18 protein-coding genes are annotated in these 18,286 nt (G+C 72.1%); 7 read left to right on the top strand and 11 right to left on the bottom strand.

The genetic code is table 11. The features are described from left to right. Nucleotides 1-20 precede the first annotated feature (20 nt). The 3 genes from ABZ098_RS02890 to ABZ098_RS02880 all read right to left on the bottom strand — a co-directional run bounded on the left by ABZ098_RS02890 (nucleotide 21) and on the right by ABZ098_RS02880 (nucleotide 2,611). The gene (locus tag ABZ098_RS02890) at nucleotides 21-1,142 is read right to left on the bottom strand and encodes a Xaa-Pro peptidase family protein (RefSeq protein ID WP_356586565.1); all 1,122 of its coding nucleotides are present in this window, start codon (nucleotides 1,140-1,142) and stop codon (nucleotides 21-23) included. A 114-nt stretch (nucleotides 1,143-1,256) separates the two neighbouring features. Next, nucleotides 1,257-1,658 (bottom strand): MazG-like family protein, encoded by a 402-nt coding sequence (locus ABZ098_RS02885; RefSeq protein WP_356586563.1) that lies wholly within the window; start codon nucleotides 1,656-1,658, stop codon nucleotides 1,257-1,259. A gap of 377 nt (nucleotides 1,659-2,035) precedes the next feature. Continuing rightward, nucleotides 2,036-2,611: a DoxX family membrane protein gene (locus ABZ098_RS02880; RefSeq protein WP_356586561.1), complete on the bottom strand. Its 576-nt coding sequence runs from the start codon at nucleotides 2,609-2,611 to the stop codon at nucleotides 2,036-2,038. Between the two features lie 145 nt (nucleotides 2,612-2,756). Between ABZ098_RS02880 and ABZ098_RS02875 the strand changes: the two genes are divergently transcribed. Next, nucleotides 2,757-3,083 (top strand): nuclear transport factor 2 family protein, encoded by a 327-nt coding sequence (locus ABZ098_RS02875; protein WP_356586559.1) that lies wholly within the window; start codon nucleotides 2,757-2,759, stop codon nucleotides 3,081-3,083. A 56-nt stretch (nucleotides 3,084-3,139) separates the two neighbouring features. Next, nucleotides 3,140-4,120 (top strand): aldo/keto reductase, encoded by a 981-nt coding sequence (locus ABZ098_RS02870; protein ID WP_356586558.1) that lies wholly within the window; start codon nucleotides 3,140-3,142, stop codon nucleotides 4,118-4,120. Between the two features lie 22 nt (nucleotides 4,121-4,142). On the opposite strand, the gene ABZ098_RS02865 is transcribed toward ABZ098_RS02870, so the two are convergent. From ABZ098_RS02865 to ABZ098_RS02850, 4 genes are all read right to left on the bottom strand, one after another. After that, entirely contained in the window at nucleotides 4,143-4,832 is a 690-nt protein-coding gene (locus ABZ098_RS02865) for an ABC transporter ATP-binding protein (RefSeq protein ID WP_356586556.1), read from the bottom strand. A gap of 318 nt (nucleotides 4,833-5,150) precedes the next feature. Further along, nucleotides 5,151-6,644, bottom strand: a complete 1,494-nt coding sequence (locus ABZ098_RS02860) for an FtsX-like permease family protein (protein WP_356586554.1) — start codon at nucleotides 6,642-6,644, stop codon at nucleotides 5,151-5,153. Nucleotides 6,645-6,987: 343 nt separating this feature from the next. Continuing rightward, nucleotides 6,988-7,743 carry an SDR family oxidoreductase gene (locus tag ABZ098_RS02855; RefSeq protein ID WP_356586552.1) on the bottom strand — a complete coding sequence of 252 codons (756 nt, stop codon included), beginning with the start codon at nucleotides 7,741-7,743 and terminating at the stop codon, nucleotides 6,988-6,990. Between the two features lie 522 nt (nucleotides 7,744-8,265). Next, nucleotides 8,266-9,294, bottom strand: coding sequence for a Gfo/Idh/MocA family oxidoreductase (locus tag ABZ098_RS02850; protein WP_356586550.1), 1,029 nt, complete (start codon nucleotides 9,292-9,294; stop codon nucleotides 8,266-8,268). 88 nt (nucleotides 9,295-9,382) lie between these two features. Here ABZ098_RS02850 and ABZ098_RS02845 point away from each other — a divergent pair, with 88 nt between their 5' ends. The 3 genes from ABZ098_RS02845 (at nucleotide 9,383) to ABZ098_RS02835 (ending at nucleotide 13,299) form a co-directional block, all read left to right on the top strand. Further along, nucleotides 9,383-10,684, top strand: coding sequence for a multidrug effflux MFS transporter (locus ABZ098_RS02845; RefSeq protein WP_356586548.1), 1,302 nt, complete (start codon nucleotides 9,383-9,385; stop codon nucleotides 10,682-10,684). Then, the gene (locus ABZ098_RS02840; RefSeq protein ID WP_356586546.1) at nucleotides 10,636-11,811 is read left to right on the top strand and encodes a serine hydrolase domain-containing protein; all 1,176 of its coding nucleotides are present in this window, start codon (nucleotides 10,636-10,638) and stop codon (nucleotides 11,809-11,811) included. Before ABZ098_RS02845 ends, ABZ098_RS02840 begins: the two co-directional genes overlap by 49 nt. 498 nt (nucleotides 11,812-12,309) lie before the next feature. Continuing rightward, the gene (locus ABZ098_RS02835) at nucleotides 12,310-13,299 is read left to right on the top strand and encodes a small ribosomal subunit Rsm22 family protein (RefSeq protein WP_356586544.1); all 990 of its coding nucleotides are present in this window, start codon (nucleotides 12,310-12,312) and stop codon (nucleotides 13,297-13,299) included. A 35-nt stretch (nucleotides 13,300-13,334) separates the two neighbouring features. On the opposite strand, the gene ABZ098_RS02830 is transcribed toward ABZ098_RS02835, so the two are convergent. After that, nucleotides 13,335-13,550, bottom strand: a complete 216-nt coding sequence (locus ABZ098_RS02830) for a DUF6243 family protein (RefSeq protein WP_356586542.1) — start codon at nucleotides 13,548-13,550, stop codon at nucleotides 13,335-13,337. 107 nt (nucleotides 13,551-13,657) lie between these two features. Here ABZ098_RS02830 and ABZ098_RS02825 point away from each other — a divergent pair, with 107 nt between their 5' ends. After that, nucleotides 13,658-14,287 (top strand): TetR/AcrR family transcriptional regulator, encoded by a 630-nt coding sequence (locus ABZ098_RS02825; protein ID WP_356586541.1) that lies wholly within the window; start codon nucleotides 13,658-13,660, stop codon nucleotides 14,285-14,287. A gap of 147 nt (nucleotides 14,288-14,434) precedes the next feature. Next, complete coding sequence (locus tag ABZ098_RS02820; protein WP_356586539.1) at nucleotides 14,435-15,172, top strand: bifunctional DNA primase/polymerase; 738 nt, start codon at nucleotides 14,435-14,437, stop codon at nucleotides 15,170-15,172. A gap of 22 nt (nucleotides 15,173-15,194) precedes the next feature. Here ABZ098_RS02820 and ABZ098_RS02815 read toward each other — a convergent pair whose 3' ends face one another. Genes ABZ098_RS02815 through efeB form a run of 3 tightly spaced genes read right to left on the bottom strand, consistent with a single transcriptional unit; the run spans nucleotide 15,195 to nucleotide 18,279 of the window. After that, nucleotides 15,195-16,196 (bottom strand): hypothetical protein, encoded by a 1,002-nt coding sequence (locus ABZ098_RS02815; RefSeq protein ID WP_356586538.1) that lies wholly within the window; start codon nucleotides 16,194-16,196, stop codon nucleotides 15,195-15,197. Next, nucleotides 16,156-17,028 carry an iron uptake transporter permease EfeU gene (gene efeU, locus ABZ098_RS02810; RefSeq protein WP_356586536.1) on the bottom strand — a complete coding sequence of 291 codons (873 nt, stop codon included), beginning with the start codon at nucleotides 17,026-17,028 and terminating at the stop codon, nucleotides 16,156-16,158. Before efeU ends, ABZ098_RS02815 begins: the two co-directional genes overlap by 41 nt. Nucleotides 17,029-17,031: 3 nt before the next feature. Next, nucleotides 17,032-18,279, bottom strand: a complete 1,248-nt coding sequence (gene efeB, locus ABZ098_RS02805) for an iron uptake transporter deferrochelatase/peroxidase subunit (RefSeq protein WP_356586534.1) — start codon at nucleotides 18,277-18,279, stop codon at nucleotides 17,032-17,034. Nucleotides 18,280-18,286 lie beyond the last annotated feature (7 nt).

Raw genomic sequence — 18,286 nt, 5'->3', positions numbered from 1 at the left:
TTCGGAGTACCGGTTCTCGGTCACTCCACGATCGTCAGCCCGTGTGCGGCCGAGTTCAGGCGTCGTCCTCCGTCGCGCGTGCACGCCACGACATCGCCCACCGCCACCCCGAACCGTCCCGGCAGATACACGCCCAGGTCGATCGAGAAGCACATGCCGGGGACGATGAATGTCTCCTCGGGCTCGGTGATGTGTGGCGGCTCGTGTGGGGTGATTCCGATGCCGTGGCCGGTGTGGTCGGGGGTGTGCTCGCCGTAGCCCGCGTCCTCGATCACCCGGCGTGCTCTGCGGTGGATCTCCTGGCAGGTCAAGCCGGGGGCTGTCGATGCGACGGCCGTCTGTTGGGCCGTGCGGACGGTGTTGTGGAGTGTTTGTTCCTCCGGTGTCGGTTCGCCGATGTGGATCGTGCGGGTCATGTGCGAGCTGTAGTCGTTCTTCAGGCCGCCGAAGGTCAGGATCACCGAGTCGCCCTTTTTGAGGGTGCGTTCGCCCGTTCTGTGGTGGGGGTTCGCGGTGTTGCGGCCGGACGCCACCGTCGTGAAGACCTCGCTGTGGCCGTGTTCGCGCAGCAGGTGGGCCAGGTCGGCGGCCACTTCTGATTCGGTGCGGCCGGTGAAACGTGCGGTCAGGATCTCCTCGTACGCCGCGTCCGCCGCCGCTGCCGCCGCTGCGAGGCGGGCCACCTCATGGTCGTCCTTCACCGCGTGCAGGAGGGGGAGCGCCAGGGACAGGGGGCGGTAGGTCGTGAGCGGCAGGGCCTCCTGGAGGCCGAGGAGGTGGAGGGCCCACGTGGTGTCGGAGACGCCGTAGCGGCCGTTGGGGAGGAGGAGGCCGGTGGCTGCCGCGTACGGGTCCTGGCCGTCGCGCCAGTCGGAGACGCGGACGGCGTCCGCGCCGGGGGCCGCCTCCGCGTCGGGGCGTTCCAGGGACGGGACCAGCAGGCGGGGTTCGGAGCCGGGGGTGAGGACGAGGAGGGTCAGGCGTTCCGTCGTCGCGGTGGGGCGGTAGCCGCACAGCCGGACCAGGTCGGGGCCGGGGGTGATGAGCAGTCCCGCCAGGCCGGTCTCGGAAGCGTCCCTGGCCGCCCTCGTCATACGGGCCGCGTAGTCCTGTTCCGTGAAGGGGGCGGGGGTGTCGTTCATGGGGCTCCTCCGACCGGTGCCGTCGTCCGGTTCATCGTCGGAGGAGTGGGGTGCGGGGGCCTGGGGGCGTAGGCCGAGCGGGTGACCCCGTTCGGCCCAGATCACAGGGGCGCGTCAGAGGGCCCCGCGTCCCAGCGAACGCTCCGTCACCCGAGCCAGATGGCGGTGGAACACCTCACGCGTGTCCGGCGTCAGCGTGCGCAGCGCCACCAGCGCCGTGATCACCACGTCGCACAGCTCGCCCTGCACGTCCTCCCAGGTGTGGCTGACGCCCTTGCGCGGATTCTGGCCGATCGCCCCGATCACCGCCTCGGAGACCTCGCCGACCTCCTCGGAGAGTTTCAGCATGCGCAGGAGGAGGCCCTCGCGGCCGCTCACCGGCTGATCCGTCTCCAGCCAGGCCCACAGGGCGTCGACGGACTTCCAGAGGTCGTCCCGAACATCGCGGTCGTCCCGAACATCGCGGTCGTCGCGGTCACAGAGGTCCGGGGAGGGGGGTGTGCGCTGGTCACTCATGCGGAGCAGCTTGGCATGGGTGCCTGCGGGTCGGCCGAGGGAGCTTGTGACGTCGGGGGTCGGTGCCCAACCCGAGGGGTGTGTTCCGCTGGAGGGTGGCGCACGCACTCCGGGGGCCGGCCCCGGGCTCGTCGGGGCGGGAGTCGGGTGCCGTACTGCGTGAGGGTTCGTGCCGCCCGCAGTGGGGCCGTCGCGCCGCGCGAGGTTGGTGCCGTCGGGAGTGGGGTGCCGCACCATGCGACGACTCGTGCCGCTGGGTGCCGGGCGCCGCACCTACGAGGGCCGGATCCCACGAGGGCTCATCCCGCCAGGTGCCCGATCCCACGAGGGCTCATCCCGCCAGGAGCCCGGCGCCGCCCCGGCCCCCTTCCGCCCCCCTACTCCCCGAACAACGCCTCTTCCTCCTCGAACAGCGACACCTGTCCGTCGTCGTCCCCGCCCTCCTTCTCCCGCAGCCGCCGATTCCGCGCCCCCACGATCAGCGTCGTCGCCAGCGCTGTCACTCCGAGGGCCGTCGGCACCATCCAGCCGCGGTTCACCGTGTGGCCGAGGGCGTGGTCCAGGGAGAGGCGGCCCGGGCCCGTCACCGCGAGGCCCGCCGCGGTGAGGCCCAGTGTGGCCGCGTACTCGTAGCCGCCGCCCGTGTTGAAGAAGCCGTTGGGCGTGTGCACCGCGGACGCTCCGGCCATCGCGCCGGCCGCCGCCGCACCCGCCGCCGGGGTCGCCAGACCCAGTGCCAGGAGGGTGCCGCCGCCCGCCTCCGCCAGGCCGGCCGCCGTGGCGCTCGCCTTGCCCGGCGCGTAGCCGACGGACTCCATGAACTGGCCGGTGCCCTCGAGGCCACCGCCGCCGAACCAGCCGAGCAGTTTCTGCGCGCCGTGGGCGGCCAGTACACCCCCGGTTCCCAGCCGGAGCAGCAGCAGGCCCAGATCGCGTCGGTCGTAAGCGGTCACGATGACTCCCAGCACAAGAAGTGGAACGGGACCCCCCTCGCGTTTCCACCGTCGCACCGCTCACACCTGGCCGGAACACTCGGGCGGCCGTTCGGGTGGCGGGGCCGGGTGGCGGGCCCGGGTGAGCGGTGTGAGTCTGACCGGCATGACGATTCAGACCGCCAGACTCAGCGACCCGGCCGTCCGTGCCTTCGTCTCCGCCGTCAACGCCCATGACCGCGAAGCACTCCTGGCCCTGCTCACGCCCGGGGCGACCATGGCCGACGACGGCAGCGATCGTGACCTCGACGAGTGGATCGACCGCGAGATCTTCTCCTCCAACGGCCATCTCGACGTCGACAACGAGTCCAACGGCGGCCGTTCCCTCCTCGCCCACTACCGCAACGACACCTGGGGCGAGATGCGCACCCGCTGGCACTTCACCGTCGAGGAGGACGGCAGGATCTCCCGCTTCGAGACCGGGCAGGCGTAGAAATCCCCTACGGCCCCTTGCCTTCGTGTGCACTCCAACTCCTAACGTTCCGGGGCATGGAGATCACACGCACTCTCGGCCGCTCCGGCATCGAGGTCAGCGCGCTCGGCTTCGGCTGCTGGGCGATCGGCGGCGAATGGCAGGACACCGACGGGCAGCCGCTCGGCTGGGGCAAGGTCGACGACGAGGAGTCCGTACGGGCCGTCCGGCGCGCCCTCGACCTGGGCATCACCTTCTTCGACACGGCGGACACCTACGGCGCCGGGCACAGCGAGCGGGTACTGGGCCGGGCGCTGGGCAAGCGGCGCGACGACATCGTCCTCGCCACCAAGTGGGGCAACGTCTTCGACGAGGAGACCCGCACCCTCACCGGGTCCGACCACACGCCCGAATACGCCCGCCGCGCCCTCACCGCCTCCCTGGAACGCCTCGGCACCGACCACGTCGACCTCTACCAGCTCCACCTGTCCGACCTGGACCCGACGCCTGCGGCCGAACTCCGGGACCTCTGCGAGGAGTTCGTGAACGAGGGGCTCATACGGGCCTACGCCTGGAGCACCGACGACCCGGCCCGCGCCGCGGTCTTCGCCGAGGGGGAGCACTGCGCGGCCGTACAGCACGCGCTGAACGTGATGCAGGACGCTCCCGAAATGCTGTCCCTGTGCGCGGAGTTGGGACTCGCCAGCATCAACCGCAGTCCCCTGGCCATGGGGTTGCTCGCGGGCAAGCGGCAAGGGCCCCAGGACGCCGGGGACATCCGCAGCAAGCCCCCGGCCTGGCTCCAGGGCTTCGGCGACGGAGCGGAGGCCGACCCGGAATGGCTGGCGAGGATCGACGCGCTCAAGGAGATCCTGACGAGCGACGGCCGTACGCTCGCCCAGGGCGCGTTGGCCTGGATCTGGGCCCGCAGCCCGCGGACGGTCCCGATCCCGGGCTTCCGTTCCGTGGCCCAGGCGGAGCAGAACGCGAGCGCGATGGAGAAGGGGCTGCTCACCGCGGACCAGGTCACCGAGATCAACCGCATCCTGGAACGGTGAGCGCCCCCGTCGGGGACGACGCCTAACCCTGAGCCAACGACTGCTCGGTCAGCGTGATCTGTCCCGCCTTGATGGTGGCGAGGCGGGGTGCCCGGCGGGCGATCGACGAGTCATGCGTGACCATGATGAACGTCAGCCCGTACTCGTGCCACAGCCCTTCCAGCAACGCCATGATGTCGTCGCGCATCGACTCGTCCAGGTTGCCGGTGGGTTCGTCGGCGAGCAGTACCTTCGGCTTCTTGACCAGCGCCCGCGCGATGGCCACCCGCTGCTGCTGCCCACCGGACAGTTCGGCAGGGGCGTGGGTGAGCCGTTCGCCGAGGCCGACGGACCTGAGTGCCTCCGCCGCCCGCTCGCGCCGCTCGGCCGGCTTCACGCCGAGCGGCACGAGGGCCGTCTCCACGTTCTCCTGCGCCGTCAGCGTCGGGATGAGGTTGAACGACTGGAAGATGATGCCGATCTTCTCCGCCCGCAGCCGGGTCAGCTTGGCCTCGCTGATCCTCGCGAGGTCGACGCCGTCCAGTTCGACGCTGCCCTCGGTGGGGCGGTCCAGTCCGCCGATCATCTGGAGCAGCGTGGACTTGCCGCCGCCCGTGGGGCCCTGGATGACGAGCTGGTCGCCGTCCTCGATGGTCAGGTCGACGCCACGCAGCGCCTCGACCGTCTCCTTGCCGCGTGTGTAGCGCTTGGTGACACCCGTGAGTCTGTACATGTGAGCTCCGTAGGGGAGAGGAAGTGCGGGGTGGGGCCCGCTCCGACCCTGACTGGGCGGGGAGTGGGAGCGGCCCCGGCTCGGGGGATTGGAAGCGGGCCCAGCTCAGGGCAGTGGGAGCTGGCTCCGCTCGGGGGAGTGGAAGCTGGGCCCGCTCGGGGGAGTGGAAGCTGGGTCCGCTCGGGGCATGGGAAGCGGGCCCGGCTCGGGGGGAGTGGGAGCGGCCCAAGCTCGGGGGAGTGAAGCGGGCCCGGCTCGGGGGATTGAAAGCTGGCTCCGCTCAGCGGAGTGGAAGCGGGCCCCGGCTCTCGGGCAGGGTCAGGACACGCTGCGCAAGGCGTCGGCAGGGCGCATCCGGGAGGCCCGCCACCCTCCCATCGCCCCGGCGATCAACCCGCCGGTGACCGCGAGGCCCACCGCGAGCGCGATGGTGGTCATCGAGACCGGCGCGGACAGCGCGATCTCCATGGTGTTCCGCGCCGACTGCTGACCCGGACCGCCACCGCCGCCCGGGCCGCCGCCCATACCGCTGCCACCGCCACCGCCCCCGGTGCTGCCGAGCTGCGCGGTCAGCTTGGGGCTGATCGCGGTCACCGTGTACGCGGCCGCGAGGCCCAGGCCGATGCCGAGGGCGCCGCCGAGCAGGCCGTTCACGATGGATTCGCCGACGACCTGCCGGGTGACCCGGCGGCTCGGCCAGCCGAGCGCCTTCAGGGTGCCGAACTCGCGGACCCGGCGCGAGACCGCCGAGGAGGTCAGCAGCGCGGCCACCAGGAAGGCGGCGACGAGTACGGCGACGGAGAGCCACTTGCCGACGCTGGTCGCGAGGTCGGAGGCGGTGGACAGCGAGCCGGAGACGGTCTCCGCGAGGTCGGCGGAGGTCGTGACGGTCGTACCGGAGATGTTCTTCTGGATGGCCGCCTTGACGGAGCCGATCTGCTGGGAGTCGGTCGCCTTGACGTAGATCGTGGTGACCTGGTTCTTGGCGTCGGCCAGTGTCTGGGCCTGCTTGAGCGGCAGGTAGACGTCGGTGGTGGACTCGCTGCTGTCGGGCGTCGCGATGCCGATGACCGTGTACGTGGTGCCGGAGATCTTCAGGGTTCCCCCGACCTTGAGGGAGTTCTCCTTGGCGTACGACTTGCTGACGACCGCGACCTTCGCGTTCGTCTGCGCGGCGGTGAAGGTCTTGCCGGTGGTGATCTTCGAGCCGGCCAGCGGGCCGAGCGTCTGGTCGGTGACGTCGACGCCGGCGACGGAGTAGGAGTTCACGTCGAAGTCGGCGCCGCCGCCCTGGACCTGGGGAGCGGCGGTGCTGTCGCCGTTGCCGCCGGGGCGGCCCTCGCCCTGGGAGGAGGAACCCTGGGAGGAGGAACCGCCGCTCTGCGACTGGGCCTTGCCCTGGGTGAAGGAGCCGTCGACCTTGGTGACGTTCAGGGTCAGCGCGCCCACCGCGCTCGCCACGCCGCTCTGCCGGGAGACCTTCGTGACCACGCTTGCCGCCAGGGCCTGACCGCCCTGGGTCATCACGCGGTCGGAACTCTGCGTGTCGTCGCTGTCGTCGGATTTCGCGTCGAACTGGAAGTTCGGTCTGCCCGAACTTCCGGACGTGGGCGCCGACCTGGCCTTGGTGACGGTCATGTCGGTGCCGAGGCCGTACAGCGACTTCAGGACCTTGTCCTGAGCCTGGGTCATACCGGCCGACACCGAGTTGACGGTGATGACCAGCGCGATACCGAGCGCCAGACCCAGAGCGATGACCAGGGCCGTCTTCTTGCGCCGGCCCAGCTCGCGCTTGAGATAGATGCCAAACATCCCGTTCCTCGAAGGTTCTTGGCGCCCGCTGTGGGCGCGCCCTCAAGGTAGGGACGAAGGATTGCGGGGCCGTGAGGAAGTGATGTGCGCCGGCTGGGAAGCGATGTGCGCGAGCTGAGAATGTGCGCGGCGGCCGTCCACGGACCGGTGCGTACCTCGCGGTCCCACGCGAGATCCACCCCCACCCGGCCCATCGACGGCCGCCGCGCTCCCCCCTCGGATGAGGTCTACGGAACGCCGCTCCCCAAGTGTGAAGCTCTTGTGGAGACGTGTGATGAGCATAAGCCGTCGATCAGTCGTGGAGGGGGTGGAATAACAAATTCCGCTTGTGGAAATCGACTGCTCAGCCACGCCCCACATACGGCATCGCGGTCGCCAGTACGGTCGCGAACTGCACGTTCGCCTCCAACGGCAGCTCCGCCATGTGCCGCACCGTGCGCGCCACGTCGGCCACGTCCATCACGGGTTCCGGCACGACCTCGCCGTTGGCCTGCAGAACTCCGGCCCGCATGCCCGCGGTCATGTCGGTCGCCGCGTTCCCGATGTCGATCTGCCCGACCGCGATGCCGTACGGCCGCCCGTCCAGCGACAGCGACTTGGTGAGTCCGGTGAGGGCGTGCTTGGTCGCGGTGTAGGCGACGGAGTGCGGCCGGGGTGTGTGCGCCGAGATCGAGCCGTTGTTGATGATCCGGCCGCCCTGCGGATCCTGCTCCTTCATCTGCCGGTACGCCGCCTGCGCGCACAGGAACGCCCCGTTGAGGTTGGTGTCCACCACGTGCCGCCACGCGTCGTACGGCAGCTCCTCCACCGGCACCCCGCCGGGCCCGAAGGTCCCGGCGTTGTTGAACAGCAGGTCCACCCGCCCGAACCGCTCCACGGCGGCGGCGAACAGCGCGGTCACGTCGTCGGGGAGCGAGACGTCCGTCCGTACGGCGAGAGCGGCGCCCGGCACGAGGGCCGCCGTCTCCTCCAGCGCCCCGGTCCGCCGCCCGGCCAGCGTCACCGACCAGCCCGTCCGCAGCAGTTCCACGGCGACCGCGCGACCGATCCCGGAGCCCGCGCCCGTCACCACGGCGCACTTCACGTTCTTGGTGTCCATGCAGCCGCAGCGTAGGTGAGCCTCCGCGATACGGAAGCGCGGGTCCGCCGTACGGCCTTGTCGGTCGCTGAGCCTGTCCGCCGCCGGGCGCTGCCGCAGGTTGCTCACCGGCTCCCGTCTCAGGCCGCCGCCGGTCCGTGCCCAGGGCGCTCGCCGGTCCGCCGGGTCGCTGCCGCGGGCGCCTACTGGTCGCTCCCGCGGGCGGCGCCTCCGGTCTTTGCCGTAGGTGCACGCCGGCCGCTGTCCGGCGCCGCCTCCGGTCCCTGCCACGACCGCAGCAGGCTCCAGGCAGCGGTGCTGTGGGTGTGAGGGGCGTAGCGGCGAGGGCGCCGACCAAAGGCGCGCGACCGGACCAGTGCGGGCACCAGGTCGCAGGTGCCGCGCCTGCCCTGTCCCGGGCCGCCGCCGGTCTCTGCTGCGGGTCGTCCGCCGACTCTCGTCGTAGGGCCGCCCCCCTCCCGGCCTCGCGTCGCAGGCTCGCCCCCCGTCCCCGGCTCAAGCCGCCGCCGACCCCCGGGTCTCTCAGACCGACGCCACCGCGCCCGCCCTCTCGGCCTGCTCACCCGGGTAGCGCACCCCGATCCGGTCCCGTACCGCGTCCAGGGTGCGCATCACGGCGAGGGTGCCCTCCAGGGGGACCAGGGGGGACTCGGTCTCGCCGGCCCGGAGCGCGCGCATCACCTCGCGGGCCTCGTGCTTGAGGCTGTTGCGGGGGCCGTCGGCCGGGTCGGCGACGAACTCCTCCGGGTCCCGGCCGTCCCGGTGCAGGACGAAACGGTCCGGGTGGAAGAAGCCGTTCGGGATGTCGATCCGGCCCAGCGAGCCGGTGACCGAGGCGATCGTGGCCGTGCCGCCGGTCAGCGAGCAGTGCAGGGAGGCGAGCGCCCCGCTGTCCCAGGAGAGCAGCGCGCCCGTCTGGAGGTCGACGCCCTCCTCGGAGAGCACCGCCTTCGCCGTGACGTCGGAGGGCTCCCCGAGCAGCAGATGCGCGAACGACACCGGGTACACCCCGAGGTCGAGCAGCGCGCCCCCGCCCTGCGCCGGGTCCCGCAGCCGGTGCGAGGGCGGGAAGGGACCGGCGAGCCCGAAGTCGGCCTGCACCGTGCGCACCTCGCCGATCGCGCCGTCGTCGACGAGGGCCTTGAGCCGCCGGACCAGCGGGTTGCAGTACATCCACATGGCCTCCATGAGGAAGCGGTCATGGTCCCTCGCGAGCGTGACCAGCTCCTCGGCCTCCCGCGTGTTCAGCGTGAACGCCTTCTCGCACAGGACGTTGCGGCCGGCGGTCAGGCACAGCCCGGCGGCCGCGCGATGCGCCGCGTGCGGGGTGGCGACGTACACGACATCGATGTCCGCGTCCTCGGCGAGGGCGCCCCAGTCGCCGTACGCCCGCTCGATCCCGAACCGTTCCGCGAACGCCTTCGCCGAGGCCTCGGAACGGGAGGCCACCGCCACCACCTCCGCGTCCGGCAGATCCACCAGGTCCGCGGTGAACGCCGCCGCGATCCCGCCCGTCGCCAGAATCCCCCAGCGCACGCTCTGCTCCGTCATTCCGGGCTCCACCCTCGCTCACCTGACCCTCGCCACCCTGTACGAGCTGAGAGCATAGGTGTCGGATCACGTGGAGAGGGAGGGGCACATGCCCGAGCAGGGGCACCTTGAGCAGCGGGGGCATGTCGAGAGGGTGGACGTACCGGACACGGAACGACCGGCCGCGGCCGTGCGCCGCACCGGCCTGCTCGTCACCCTGCTCCTCGGTGGGCTCACCGCCACGCCCCCGCTCGCGATGGACATGTACCTGCCGTCGCTGCCGGAGGTGACCGACTCCCTGAGCGCGCCCGCCGCCACCGTCCAGCTCACCCTCACCGCCTGTCTGCTCGGCATGGCGCTCGGGCAACTGGTGGTCGGCCCGATGAGCGACCGCTGGGGCCGCAGGCGCCCGCTGCTCGCCGGCCTCCTCGTCTACGTCGTCGCCACCGCGCTGTGCGCCCTCGCGCCGACCGTGGAGTTCCTGGTCGGCTTCCGGCTGGTGCAGGGTCTCGCGGGCGCGGCGGGCATAGTGATCGCCCGGGCGGTGGTCCGGGACCTGTACGACGGGGTCGCGATGGCCCGGTTCTTCTCCACCCTCATGCTGATCGGCGGGGTCGCGCCCATCGTGGCGCCGCTGATCGGCGGGCAGATCCTGCGGGTGACGGACTGGCGGGGCGTGTTCGTGGTCCTGACGGTCATCGGGGCGCTGCTCGCCGCCCTGGTGTGGGCGAGGCTGCCCGAGACCCTCCCGGTGGCCGAGCGGCACACCGGCGGTGTCGTCGACGCCCTGCACTCCATGCGCCGCCTCCTCGCCGACCTGCCGTTCACCGGCTACATGCTCACCGGCGGCTTCGCCTTCGCCGCGCTGTTCGCCTATATCTCGGCGTCCCCGTTCGTGGTCCAGGAGATCTACGGCGCCTCCCCGCAGACGTTCAGCCTGCTGTTCGGCGTGAACTCGGTCGGCCTGGTCGTGGTCGGCCAGATCAACGGCAAGGTGCTGGTGGGCCGGGTCGGCCTGGACCGGGTCCTGGGCGTGGGCCTGCTCGTCGTGACGGCGGCGGCCGCGGCCCTGCTGCTGATGACGGCCGGCGTCTTCGGCGAGGTGGGCCTGTTCCCCGTCGCCGCCGGCCTCTTCGTCCTGATGTCCGCGATGGGCGTCACCCTGCCCAACGCCCAGTCCCTCGCCCTGCTGCGCACCAAGCACTCCGCCGGGTCCGCGTCCGCGCTGCTCGGCACGTCCTCCTTCCTCATCGGCGCGGTCGCCTCCCCGCTGGTCGGGATGGCCGGAGAGCACACGGCGGTCCCGATGGCGGTCGTCCAGCTGGCGGCCGCACTGGTAGCGCTCGTGTGTTTCATGGCAATGTGCCGTCCTTGGAACAAGCGTGCGACCGCGGAGGGAGCAGGGAGCTGAGCGCACCGAGACTGCGCACCGACACACCGGAACGGGCCGGACTCGACCCCGAGGAGCTCCGGCACCTCGTCCGGGAGTTCCACGCCCTCACCACCGGCGAGCGCCCCTGGGCCCCCGGCGCCGTCCTGGTCGCCGGGCGCGGCCCGGTGATCGCCGTGGAGGAGGCGTCGGGCTGGGCCGTCCGCTACGCGTCCTACGACCCCGAGGCCGACGCGGGCGTGGAGCTGCCCGTGGCGGCGCGCGTCCCCGTCCGCGTGGACACCCCCTTCGACCTGGCGTCCCTCACCAAGCTGTTCACGGCCGTGGCGGCGGTGCAGCAGATCGAGCGCGGCACGCTGGGCATCGACGCCCGGGTGGGCGCGTACCTGCCCGACTTCACGGCGGCCGTGACCCACGGCATCACCGTCCGCGAACTGCTCACCCACACCTCGGGACTGCGCCCGGAACTGCCTCTCCACGACTGCGACGACGACGAGGACCGCCTGAACCTGCTGCGCGCCGAGCCGCCCATCGGGGTCCCCGGCACCTACACGTACTCCGACCTCAACCCGCTTCTCCTCCAGCAGGTCCTCGAACGCATCACCGGCCGCCCCCTCGACGTCCTCGTCCACGACGGCATCACCCGCCCCCTCGGGATGACGTCCACCCGTTTCGGTCCCTGCCCGGGGGCGGCGGCCACGGAGGACCAGCGTCGGCCGTGGGCCAAGGCGGACCGCGGGATGCTGCGGGGGGTGGTCCACGACGAGAACGCGTGGGCGCTGGGCGGGGTGGCGGGCCACGCGGGCCTCTTCTCGACCGCGCGCGACCTCGCGGTCTTCTGCCGGGCCCTGCTGGCGGGCGGCGCGTACGGCCCCGCCCGCATCCTCGGCCCGGACTTCGTGGAGCTGCTGCTGACCCCGCCCGGGCTGGGGTTCGCCATCGACCAGAAGTGGTTCATGGGGGAGCTGGCGGGGCGGGGAGCGGCCGGCCACACAGGGTTCACGGGCACGTCCCTGGTCATGGACCCGGCGACCGACACGTTCGTGGTGCTGCTGGCCAACACGGTGCACCCGAGGAGACGCCCACCGGACAACCGCCCGAGGGCGGCGGTGGCCACGCGGGTGGCGCGGGCGGTGCGGGGAGCGTGAGTTCTTTCAGAACGGGCGGGGAGGCAGCGGCAAGGACACAGGCGAGACCCGCCCCAACACCTTCCGCCCCTGGAGGCACCGGGCCCGGCCCCGCGCCGCCCGCCCCCGGAATTACCGGGTGGCCGGCCCCGCGCGGCCCGTGCCTGGAGTCGCCGGGTGGTTGCCCCCGCGCCGCCCGTGCCTGGAATCGCGGGGTGACCGCCCCCATACCCCCCCGCCCCTGGAGTCACCGGGTGACCGCCCCCGCACCCCCGCGCCTGGAGTCACCGGGTGGCTGCCCCCACACCGCGCCTGCCTGGAGTCGCCGGGTGGCTGCCCCCGCGCGGCCCGTGCCTGGAGTCGCCGGGTGGCTGCCCCCGCGCGGCCCGTGCCTGGAGTCGCCGGGTGGCTGCCCCCGCGCCGCGCGTGCCTGGAGCCACCGTGTGACGGGCCCCGCGCCCCCCGCCCCTGGAATCACCGGGTGACCGCCCCCACACCCCCCGCCCCTAGAATCACCGGGTGACCGCCCCCGCACCCCCGTCCGAGACCCTCCGTACCGCTCTCGCGACCCTCCTCGACGGCCTCCCCCCGAAGCAGGCCGGCCGGGCGGTGGACCGCCTGATCGCCAACTACCGCGGAACCACCCCCACCGACGCCCCCATCCTGCGCGACCGCGCGGACGTGGCCGCCTACGCCGCCTACCGCATGCCCGCCACGTTCGAGGCGGTCCGCGCGGCGCTGGAGGCCTTCGCCGAGGCCGTCCCGGACTGGACCCCCGCCGACCACACCGACGTCGGCGGCGGCACCGGCGCCGCGACCTGGGCCGTCACCGCCACCTGGCCGGGCGACCGGGCGGTCACCGTCCTCGACTGGTCCGACCCCGCGCTCGCCCTGGGCCGCGAGATCGCCGCCGCCAACCCGGCCCTCAAGGGCGCCCGCTGGCAGCGCGCCAGGATCGGCGAGGACCTCGCTCTGCCGGCGACGGACCTGCTCACCGTCTCGTACGTCCTCAACGAACTCACCCCCGCCGACCGCACCGCCCTCGTGGACACCGCTGCGGCGTCCGCGCGGGCGGTCGTGATCGTCGAGGCCGGGACACCCGCCGGGTACGCCCGCGTCATCGAGGCCCGCGACCGTCTCGTCACCGCCGGTTTCCGCGTCGCCGCGCCCTGCCCGCACAGCGCCGCCTGCCCGATCGCCCCCGGCGAGGACTGGTGCCACTTCTCGGCAAGGGTCAGCCGCTCCTCGCTCCACCGACGGGTCAAGGGCGGCTCACTGCCGTACGAGGACGAGAAGTTCAGCTACGTCGCCGCGACCCGCCTCCCCGCCACCCCGGCGGCCTCCCGGGTGATCCGCCGCCCCCAGATCCGCAAGGGCCAGGTCCTCCTCGACCTCTGCGAGCCCGACGAACGGCTGAGCCGCCGCACGGTCACCAAGCGGCACGGCGACCTGTACAAGGCGGCCAGGGACGCGTCGTGGGGCGACGGCTGGCCCCCGGAGGATCGCTAGAGAGGATCACTGGATCCGACCGGCGGCGGCTCCGGTCACGTCCCGGCTCCGCCTGCCGCGTCCGCCTCCCGCTTCTCACTTCCCCCCTCTCGCTTCTCCTGGAGCTTGCGCAGCAGCTCGCGCTTGTGGGCCTGCGGGTCCCGCGTGCCGCCGATCCGGTTGTCGCGGTCGCCGCCGCGCAGCGCCTTGCGGCCGATGTTGCTGCGGGTCCCGCCGACTCCGAGCATGCCGCCCGATCCACCTCGTGCCATGACCGTCTCCTTCGCTCACTTCTTAACTTGACGAGACGTATCGTCTCGCTCGACCCCTCCACTCTCCGGCGAGACGCACCGTCTTGTCAACCTGGTAGGTTCGCCCCATGGCCACCCAGAACTCCAAGCAGCCCGCCCCCGACACCACCCGTCGCAGCGAGAGGTCCCGCCGCGCCATCTACGACGCCGCCCTCGACCTCGTCGCCGAGGTCGGCTACCCCAGGACCACGATCGAGGGGATCGCCGCCCGCGCAGGTGTCGGCAAGCAGACGATCTACCGCTGGTGGTCGTCGAAGGCGGAGGTGCTGATGGAGGCGTTCCTCGACCTGAGCGAGCAGGCCGCACGGGAAGCCGACCCCGAGGCGGCGTACGCCATCCCGGACACCGGTGACCTCGCCGCCGACCTCAAGGCCGTCCTGCGGCTCACCGTGGATCAGCTCAAGGACCCCCGCTTCGAGGCCCCCTCCCGCGCCCTGGCCGCCGAGGGCGTCGTCAACGAGGAGGTCGGCCGGGCCTTCATGACCAAACTCCTCGAACCCTCGCTCCAGCTCTACGTCGACCGGGTGCGCGCCGCCCAGGAGGCCGGCCAGGTGCGCCCCGAGATCGACCCGCGCATCGCCCTCGAACTGTGGGTCTCGCCCCTCGCCCAGCGCTGGCTCCAGTACACCGGCCCGATCAGCTACGACTACACCGACACCCTCGTCGACTACGCCCTCCACGGCATCGCACCCCGCTGAGCCGTACGCGGCCGACGGGCACGGTCGACACGCAGGCCGACGGGCATTGTTCCCCAACCCCTCATATCCACTCAGGGCCCCCCGGAGCATCGGAAGGTGGGACCATGAGGCATGCTGTTCCGCACGACAGCGAGGCGAGGGTGGTAGATGAGCGCGGAGTCGGAGGGCCGGACCGGTCTGCAGGGCAAACTCTCCCAGTGGCTGCGCGGACGCAGGCCCAAGGAGGCCGCCGCCGCGGACGAAGGCGGTCGTGAGGCCCTGCTGCTGGCCGCCGCCGAGGCAGGGCTGCCGCTGGCGCCCGCCGCGCACCCCGCCCCCGGATACCGGTGTTCCTGCGACCGGGTCGGCTGTCCCACGCCCGCCCGGCACCCCGTGTCCTTCGCCTGGCAGACCCAGTCGACCACCGACCGCGCCCAGATCGAGCGCTGGGCCCGGAACCAGCCGCAGGCCAACTTCATCACCGCGACCGGCATGGTCCACGACGTCCTCGACGTCCCCCTGGAGGCCGGCCGGGAGGCCCTGGAGCGGCTCCTGGCCTCCGGCATCGAGGTCGGCCCGGTCGCCGAGAGCGACGACGGGCGGCTCCTCTTCTTCACCCTCACCCGCGGCACCCCCGAGGACGAGGACGAGTGGTGGCCGTGCGAACTGGACTGCCACCCCGAGACGGCGGACGAACACCCCGGCCTGCGCTGGCACTGCCGCGGCTCCTACGTCCTCGTACCGCCCGCCCGACTGCCCGGCGACCAGGCCGTGCACTGGGTCCGCGGCCTCGAACACCCGCTGCCCGACCCGTTGAGCCTCCTCGAGGTCCTCACCGACGTCTGTGCCCGCCACGTGGGCGAGGAGCCGGACCACACGAACGCGGCCTGGCCCCTGCGCCGGTAGCGGACCGTCCGCGGCCGGGCGCCTACGAGCCCTGCGCGGACGTCAGTCCCTGGATCCGCCCGATCACGTCGACCCGCTGGTCGCCCGCGCTCTTCGCCGGATCGATCGCCACCTCGTTGGACACGAACTCCATCATCAGCGACTGCTTGATCTCACCGGTCGTCAGCGCGAGCACGGCGTCACCGGGATTGGGGACCGACGTACCGGAGTGGGCGGTCTCCTTCACGTAGTGGTGCGTGGCGAAGAACACCAGCGCCCCGCCGTCCTGGGTGCGCAACGCCAGCGGCGCGTAGGCGTCGTTCGAGAGCGGCGCGTCGATGTACTGGGTGGCCAGCCCCGGCCTGATGGCGCTCTTCGCCCGCTCCGCCCGCCACCCGCTGGTGTGCGTGCCGTCCGCGAAGACGTCCCCGCCGTTCTTCAGATAGTTCGTGTACGTCTTGCTCAGGTCCCCGGGCTGGGCGGCCAGGCCGGTCGAGTCCGCCGGGACGGCCTCGGCCCAGCCGTCCGCGTCCTTCTTGAACTCCGGCACCTTGCCCTCGGCCACCAGCGTCAGATAGGCCACCTGGAACGGCTCGTCCATGCCGTCGCGGGTGAACACCAGCAGCCAGCGCGCGGTGCCGCCCTTGTTGCCGGCCGCGTCGGCGACGAACCAGCGCGGCCAGCCCGCCTTCTTCGGGATGGTGTACGTCACGTCCGACAGCTTCAGCGGAGTGTGCGAGGCGTTGCCGCTCGGGCTGTTGACCTTGCCGGCCTTCAGCCGCGCCGCGTCGATGGCCCCGAGCGCGCCGGTGACATGGGCGGAGTCCAGCGAGCTGTCGTAGGCCTTGTCCGCCGCGTTGTACGCGTCCGTGAACTGCTGGAGCGCCTTGGCGGCCTCCGCCTTCGTGGTCGCGGGAAGCACCTCCCGCTCGCCGTGCACCACCACGCATCCGCTCGCCGTCAACGACAAAGCGGTCACGGAGGCTGCTATCAGTGCGCTCCGGTCAAGCCTGCGGAGCCTTCGAGGGCCGCGATCCCTGCTCATCAGGTGCCTTCACCTTCCCCTTCCCGGAGGCGAACCCTACCGGGGCGAGGAAGAGCGCGAGCGTCGGGATCAAGTACAGCAGCCACACCGTGACCTGAAGGACGGTCGGGTCCGGCTGGAAGTTGAACACGCCCTTCAGGAGCGTGCCGTACCAGCTGTCCGGCGGGATGGTGTCGCTGATGTCGAAGGCCCGGTCGGTCAGGCCCGGCAGCCAGTTCGCCTCCTGGAGGTCGTGGAAGCCGTACGCCAGCACGCCCGCGGCCACCACGACCAGCATGCCGCCGGTCCAGGTGAAGAACCTGGCCAGGTTGATGCGCAGGGCGCCGCGGTAGAACAGCCAGCCCAGGACGACTGCCGTGAGGATGCCCAGGGCCGCCCCGATCAGCGGGCGGGGGGTGCCGTCACCGGCCGCGTGCACGGAGGTCCACACGAACAGGGAGGTCTCCAGGCCCTCCCGGCCGACGGCCAGGAACGCGGTGGCGACCAGGGCGCCCGTGCCCATCCGGAGAGCGGCGTCCAGCTTGCCGTGCAGCTCGGACTTCAGGTGCCGGGCGGTGCGCCGCATCCAGAAGACCATCCACGTCACCAGGCCGACCGCGATGACCGACAGTGAACCGCCGAGCGCCTCCTGCGCCTCGAACGTCAGCTCCTGCGAGCCGAACTCGAGCGCGCACCCGAACCCCAGGGCGAGCGCCACCGCGACGCCGATGCCGATCCAGATGGGCTTCAGGGCGTCCCGGCGGTCCGTCTTCACCAGGTAGGCGATGAGGATGCAGACGACCAGGCTGGCTTCCAGGCCCTCGCGCAGACCGATCAGGTAGTTGGAGAACACGGGCTACGCCTCCTCGGAGAACAGCGTGCTGCCCCACCAGTCGTCCTTGTCACGGACGCCCGGCGGGACGGCGAAGACCGCTGAACCCACGTGCTGGATGTACTCGTTGAGCGCGTCGGTCGACAGATGGCGCTGGATCCGGATGAAGCCCTCGCGGACGTCCTTCTGGTACGCGAGGAAGAACAGCCCCGCGTCCAGCCGGCCGAGACCGTCCGTGCCGTCGGTGAAGGAGTAGCCGCGGCGCAGGATCGTCGCCCCGCCGTTGGAGTCGGGGTGCGCGAGCCGGACGTGCGCGTCGGGCTTCATCGCCGGCAGGAACGGCTTGTCGCGCTCCTTCGCCTTGCCGACCGGGGCGCCCTCGCCCTTGTCCCGGCCGAAGATGTCCTCCTGCTCCTGGAGCGAGGTGCGGTCCCAGGTCTCGATGTGCATGCGGATGCGGCGGGCGACGAGGTAGGAGCCGCCGGCCATCCAGTCCGCGTCCTTGCCGTCCGCCCACACGAACTTCTCCAGGCGGTCCGTCTCCGTGCCCGCGATGTTGCGGGTGCCGTCCTTGAAGCCCATGAGGTTGCGCGGGGTCTGCGCGTCGGGCGTGGTCGAGGACGTCTTGCCGAAGCCGAGCTGGGACCACTTGATGACGACCTTGCCGAAGCCGATCCGAGCCAGGTTGCGGATCGCGTGCACGGCGACCTGCGGGTCGTCCGCGCAGGCCTGGACGCACAGGTCGCCGCCGCTGCGGTTCTTGTCGAGGTTGTCCCCGGCGAACTGGGGGAGGTCGACGAGCGCCTCGGGACGCCGGTCGGCCAGGTCGAACTTCTCGAACAGGGACGGGCCGAAGCCGATCGTGAGCGTCAGCCGTGACGGCTTCAGCCCCAGCGCCTCCCCGGTGTCGTCCGGCGGCGCCTCGGCGAGACCGCCGTACGCCCCCTCCCCGACCGCCTTGCCCGCGGTCATCCGCCGGGCCGCCGCCGTCCAGTCCTTGAGCATCCGCACGAACTCGGCCCGGTCGTCGGTCGTCACGTCGAACGCGGCGAAGTGCAGCCGGTCCTGCACGGGCGTGGCGATGCCGGCCTGGTGGGCGCCGTGGAACTCCACGGCGGCACCCGCGTCGGCGGCGGTCGGCGTGATGTCGTCCCCGGTGCGGGTCATCGCGACCGCGCCACCGGCCGCGGCGGCACCGAGCGCGAGCCCGGCCCCGCCCCAGCCGATGAGCGCGCGCCGCGAGGGAGTCGAGGCTTGTGCTGCGTCCGTCATGGCCCCG

The sequence above is a fragment of the Streptomyces sp. NPDC006335 genome (genome assembly GCF_040612795.1).
GTDB lineage: Bacteria > Actinomycetota > Actinomycetes > Streptomycetales > Streptomycetaceae > Streptomyces.
This window is presented reverse-complemented; position numbering and strand designations above follow the sequence as displayed.

Bases quoted from the DNA above. Each gene is read 5' to 3' on its own strand.
- ABZ098_RS02890 (WP_356586565.1), bottom strand. From the start codon at position 1,142: ATGAACGACACCCCCGCCCCCTTCACGGAACAGGACTACGCGGCCCGT.
- ABZ098_RS02885 (WP_356586563.1), bottom strand. From the start codon at position 1,658: ATGAGTGACCAGCGCACACCCCCCTCCCCGGACCTCTGTGACCGCGAC.
- ABZ098_RS02875 (WP_356586559.1), top strand. From the start codon at position 2,757: ATGACGATTCAGACCGCCAGACTCAGCGACCCGGCCGTCCGTGCCTTC.
- ABZ098_RS02870 (WP_356586558.1), top strand. From the start codon at position 3,140: ATGGAGATCACACGCACTCTCGGCCGCTCCGGCATCGAGGTCAGCGCG.
- ABZ098_RS02865 (WP_356586556.1), bottom strand. From the start codon at position 4,832: ATGTACAGACTCACGGGTGTCACCAAGCGCTACACACGCGGCAAGGAG.
- ABZ098_RS02860 (WP_356586554.1), bottom strand. From the start codon at position 6,644: ATGTTTGGCATCTATCTCAAGCGCGAGCTGGGCCGGCGCAAGAAGACG.
- ABZ098_RS02855 (WP_356586552.1), bottom strand. From the start codon at position 7,743: ATGGACACCAAGAACGTGAAGTGCGCCGTGGTGACGGGCGCGGGCTCC.
- ABZ098_RS02850 (WP_356586550.1), bottom strand. From the start codon at position 9,294: ATGACGGAGCAGAGCGTGCGCTGGGGGATTCTGGCGACGGGCGGGATC.
- ABZ098_RS02845 (WP_356586548.1), top strand. From the start codon at position 9,383: ATGCCCGAGCAGGGGCACCTTGAGCAGCGGGGGCATGTCGAGAGGGTG.
- ABZ098_RS02830 (WP_356586542.1), bottom strand. From the start codon at position 13,550: ATGGCACGAGGTGGATCGGGCGGCATGCTCGGAGTCGGCGGGACCCGC.
- ABZ098_RS02825 (WP_356586541.1), top strand. From the start codon at position 13,658: ATGGCCACCCAGAACTCCAAGCAGCCCGCCCCCGACACCACCCGTCGC.
- ABZ098_RS02820 (WP_356586539.1), top strand. From the start codon at position 14,435: ATGAGCGCGGAGTCGGAGGGCCGGACCGGTCTGCAGGGCAAACTCTCC.
- ABZ098_RS02815 (WP_356586538.1), bottom strand. From the start codon at position 16,196: ATGAGCAGGGATCGCGGCCCTCGAAGGCTCCGCAGGCTTGACCGGAGC.
- efeB (WP_356586534.1), bottom strand. From the start codon at position 18,279: ATGACGGACGCAGCACAAGCCTCGACTCCCTCGCGGCGCGCGCTCATC.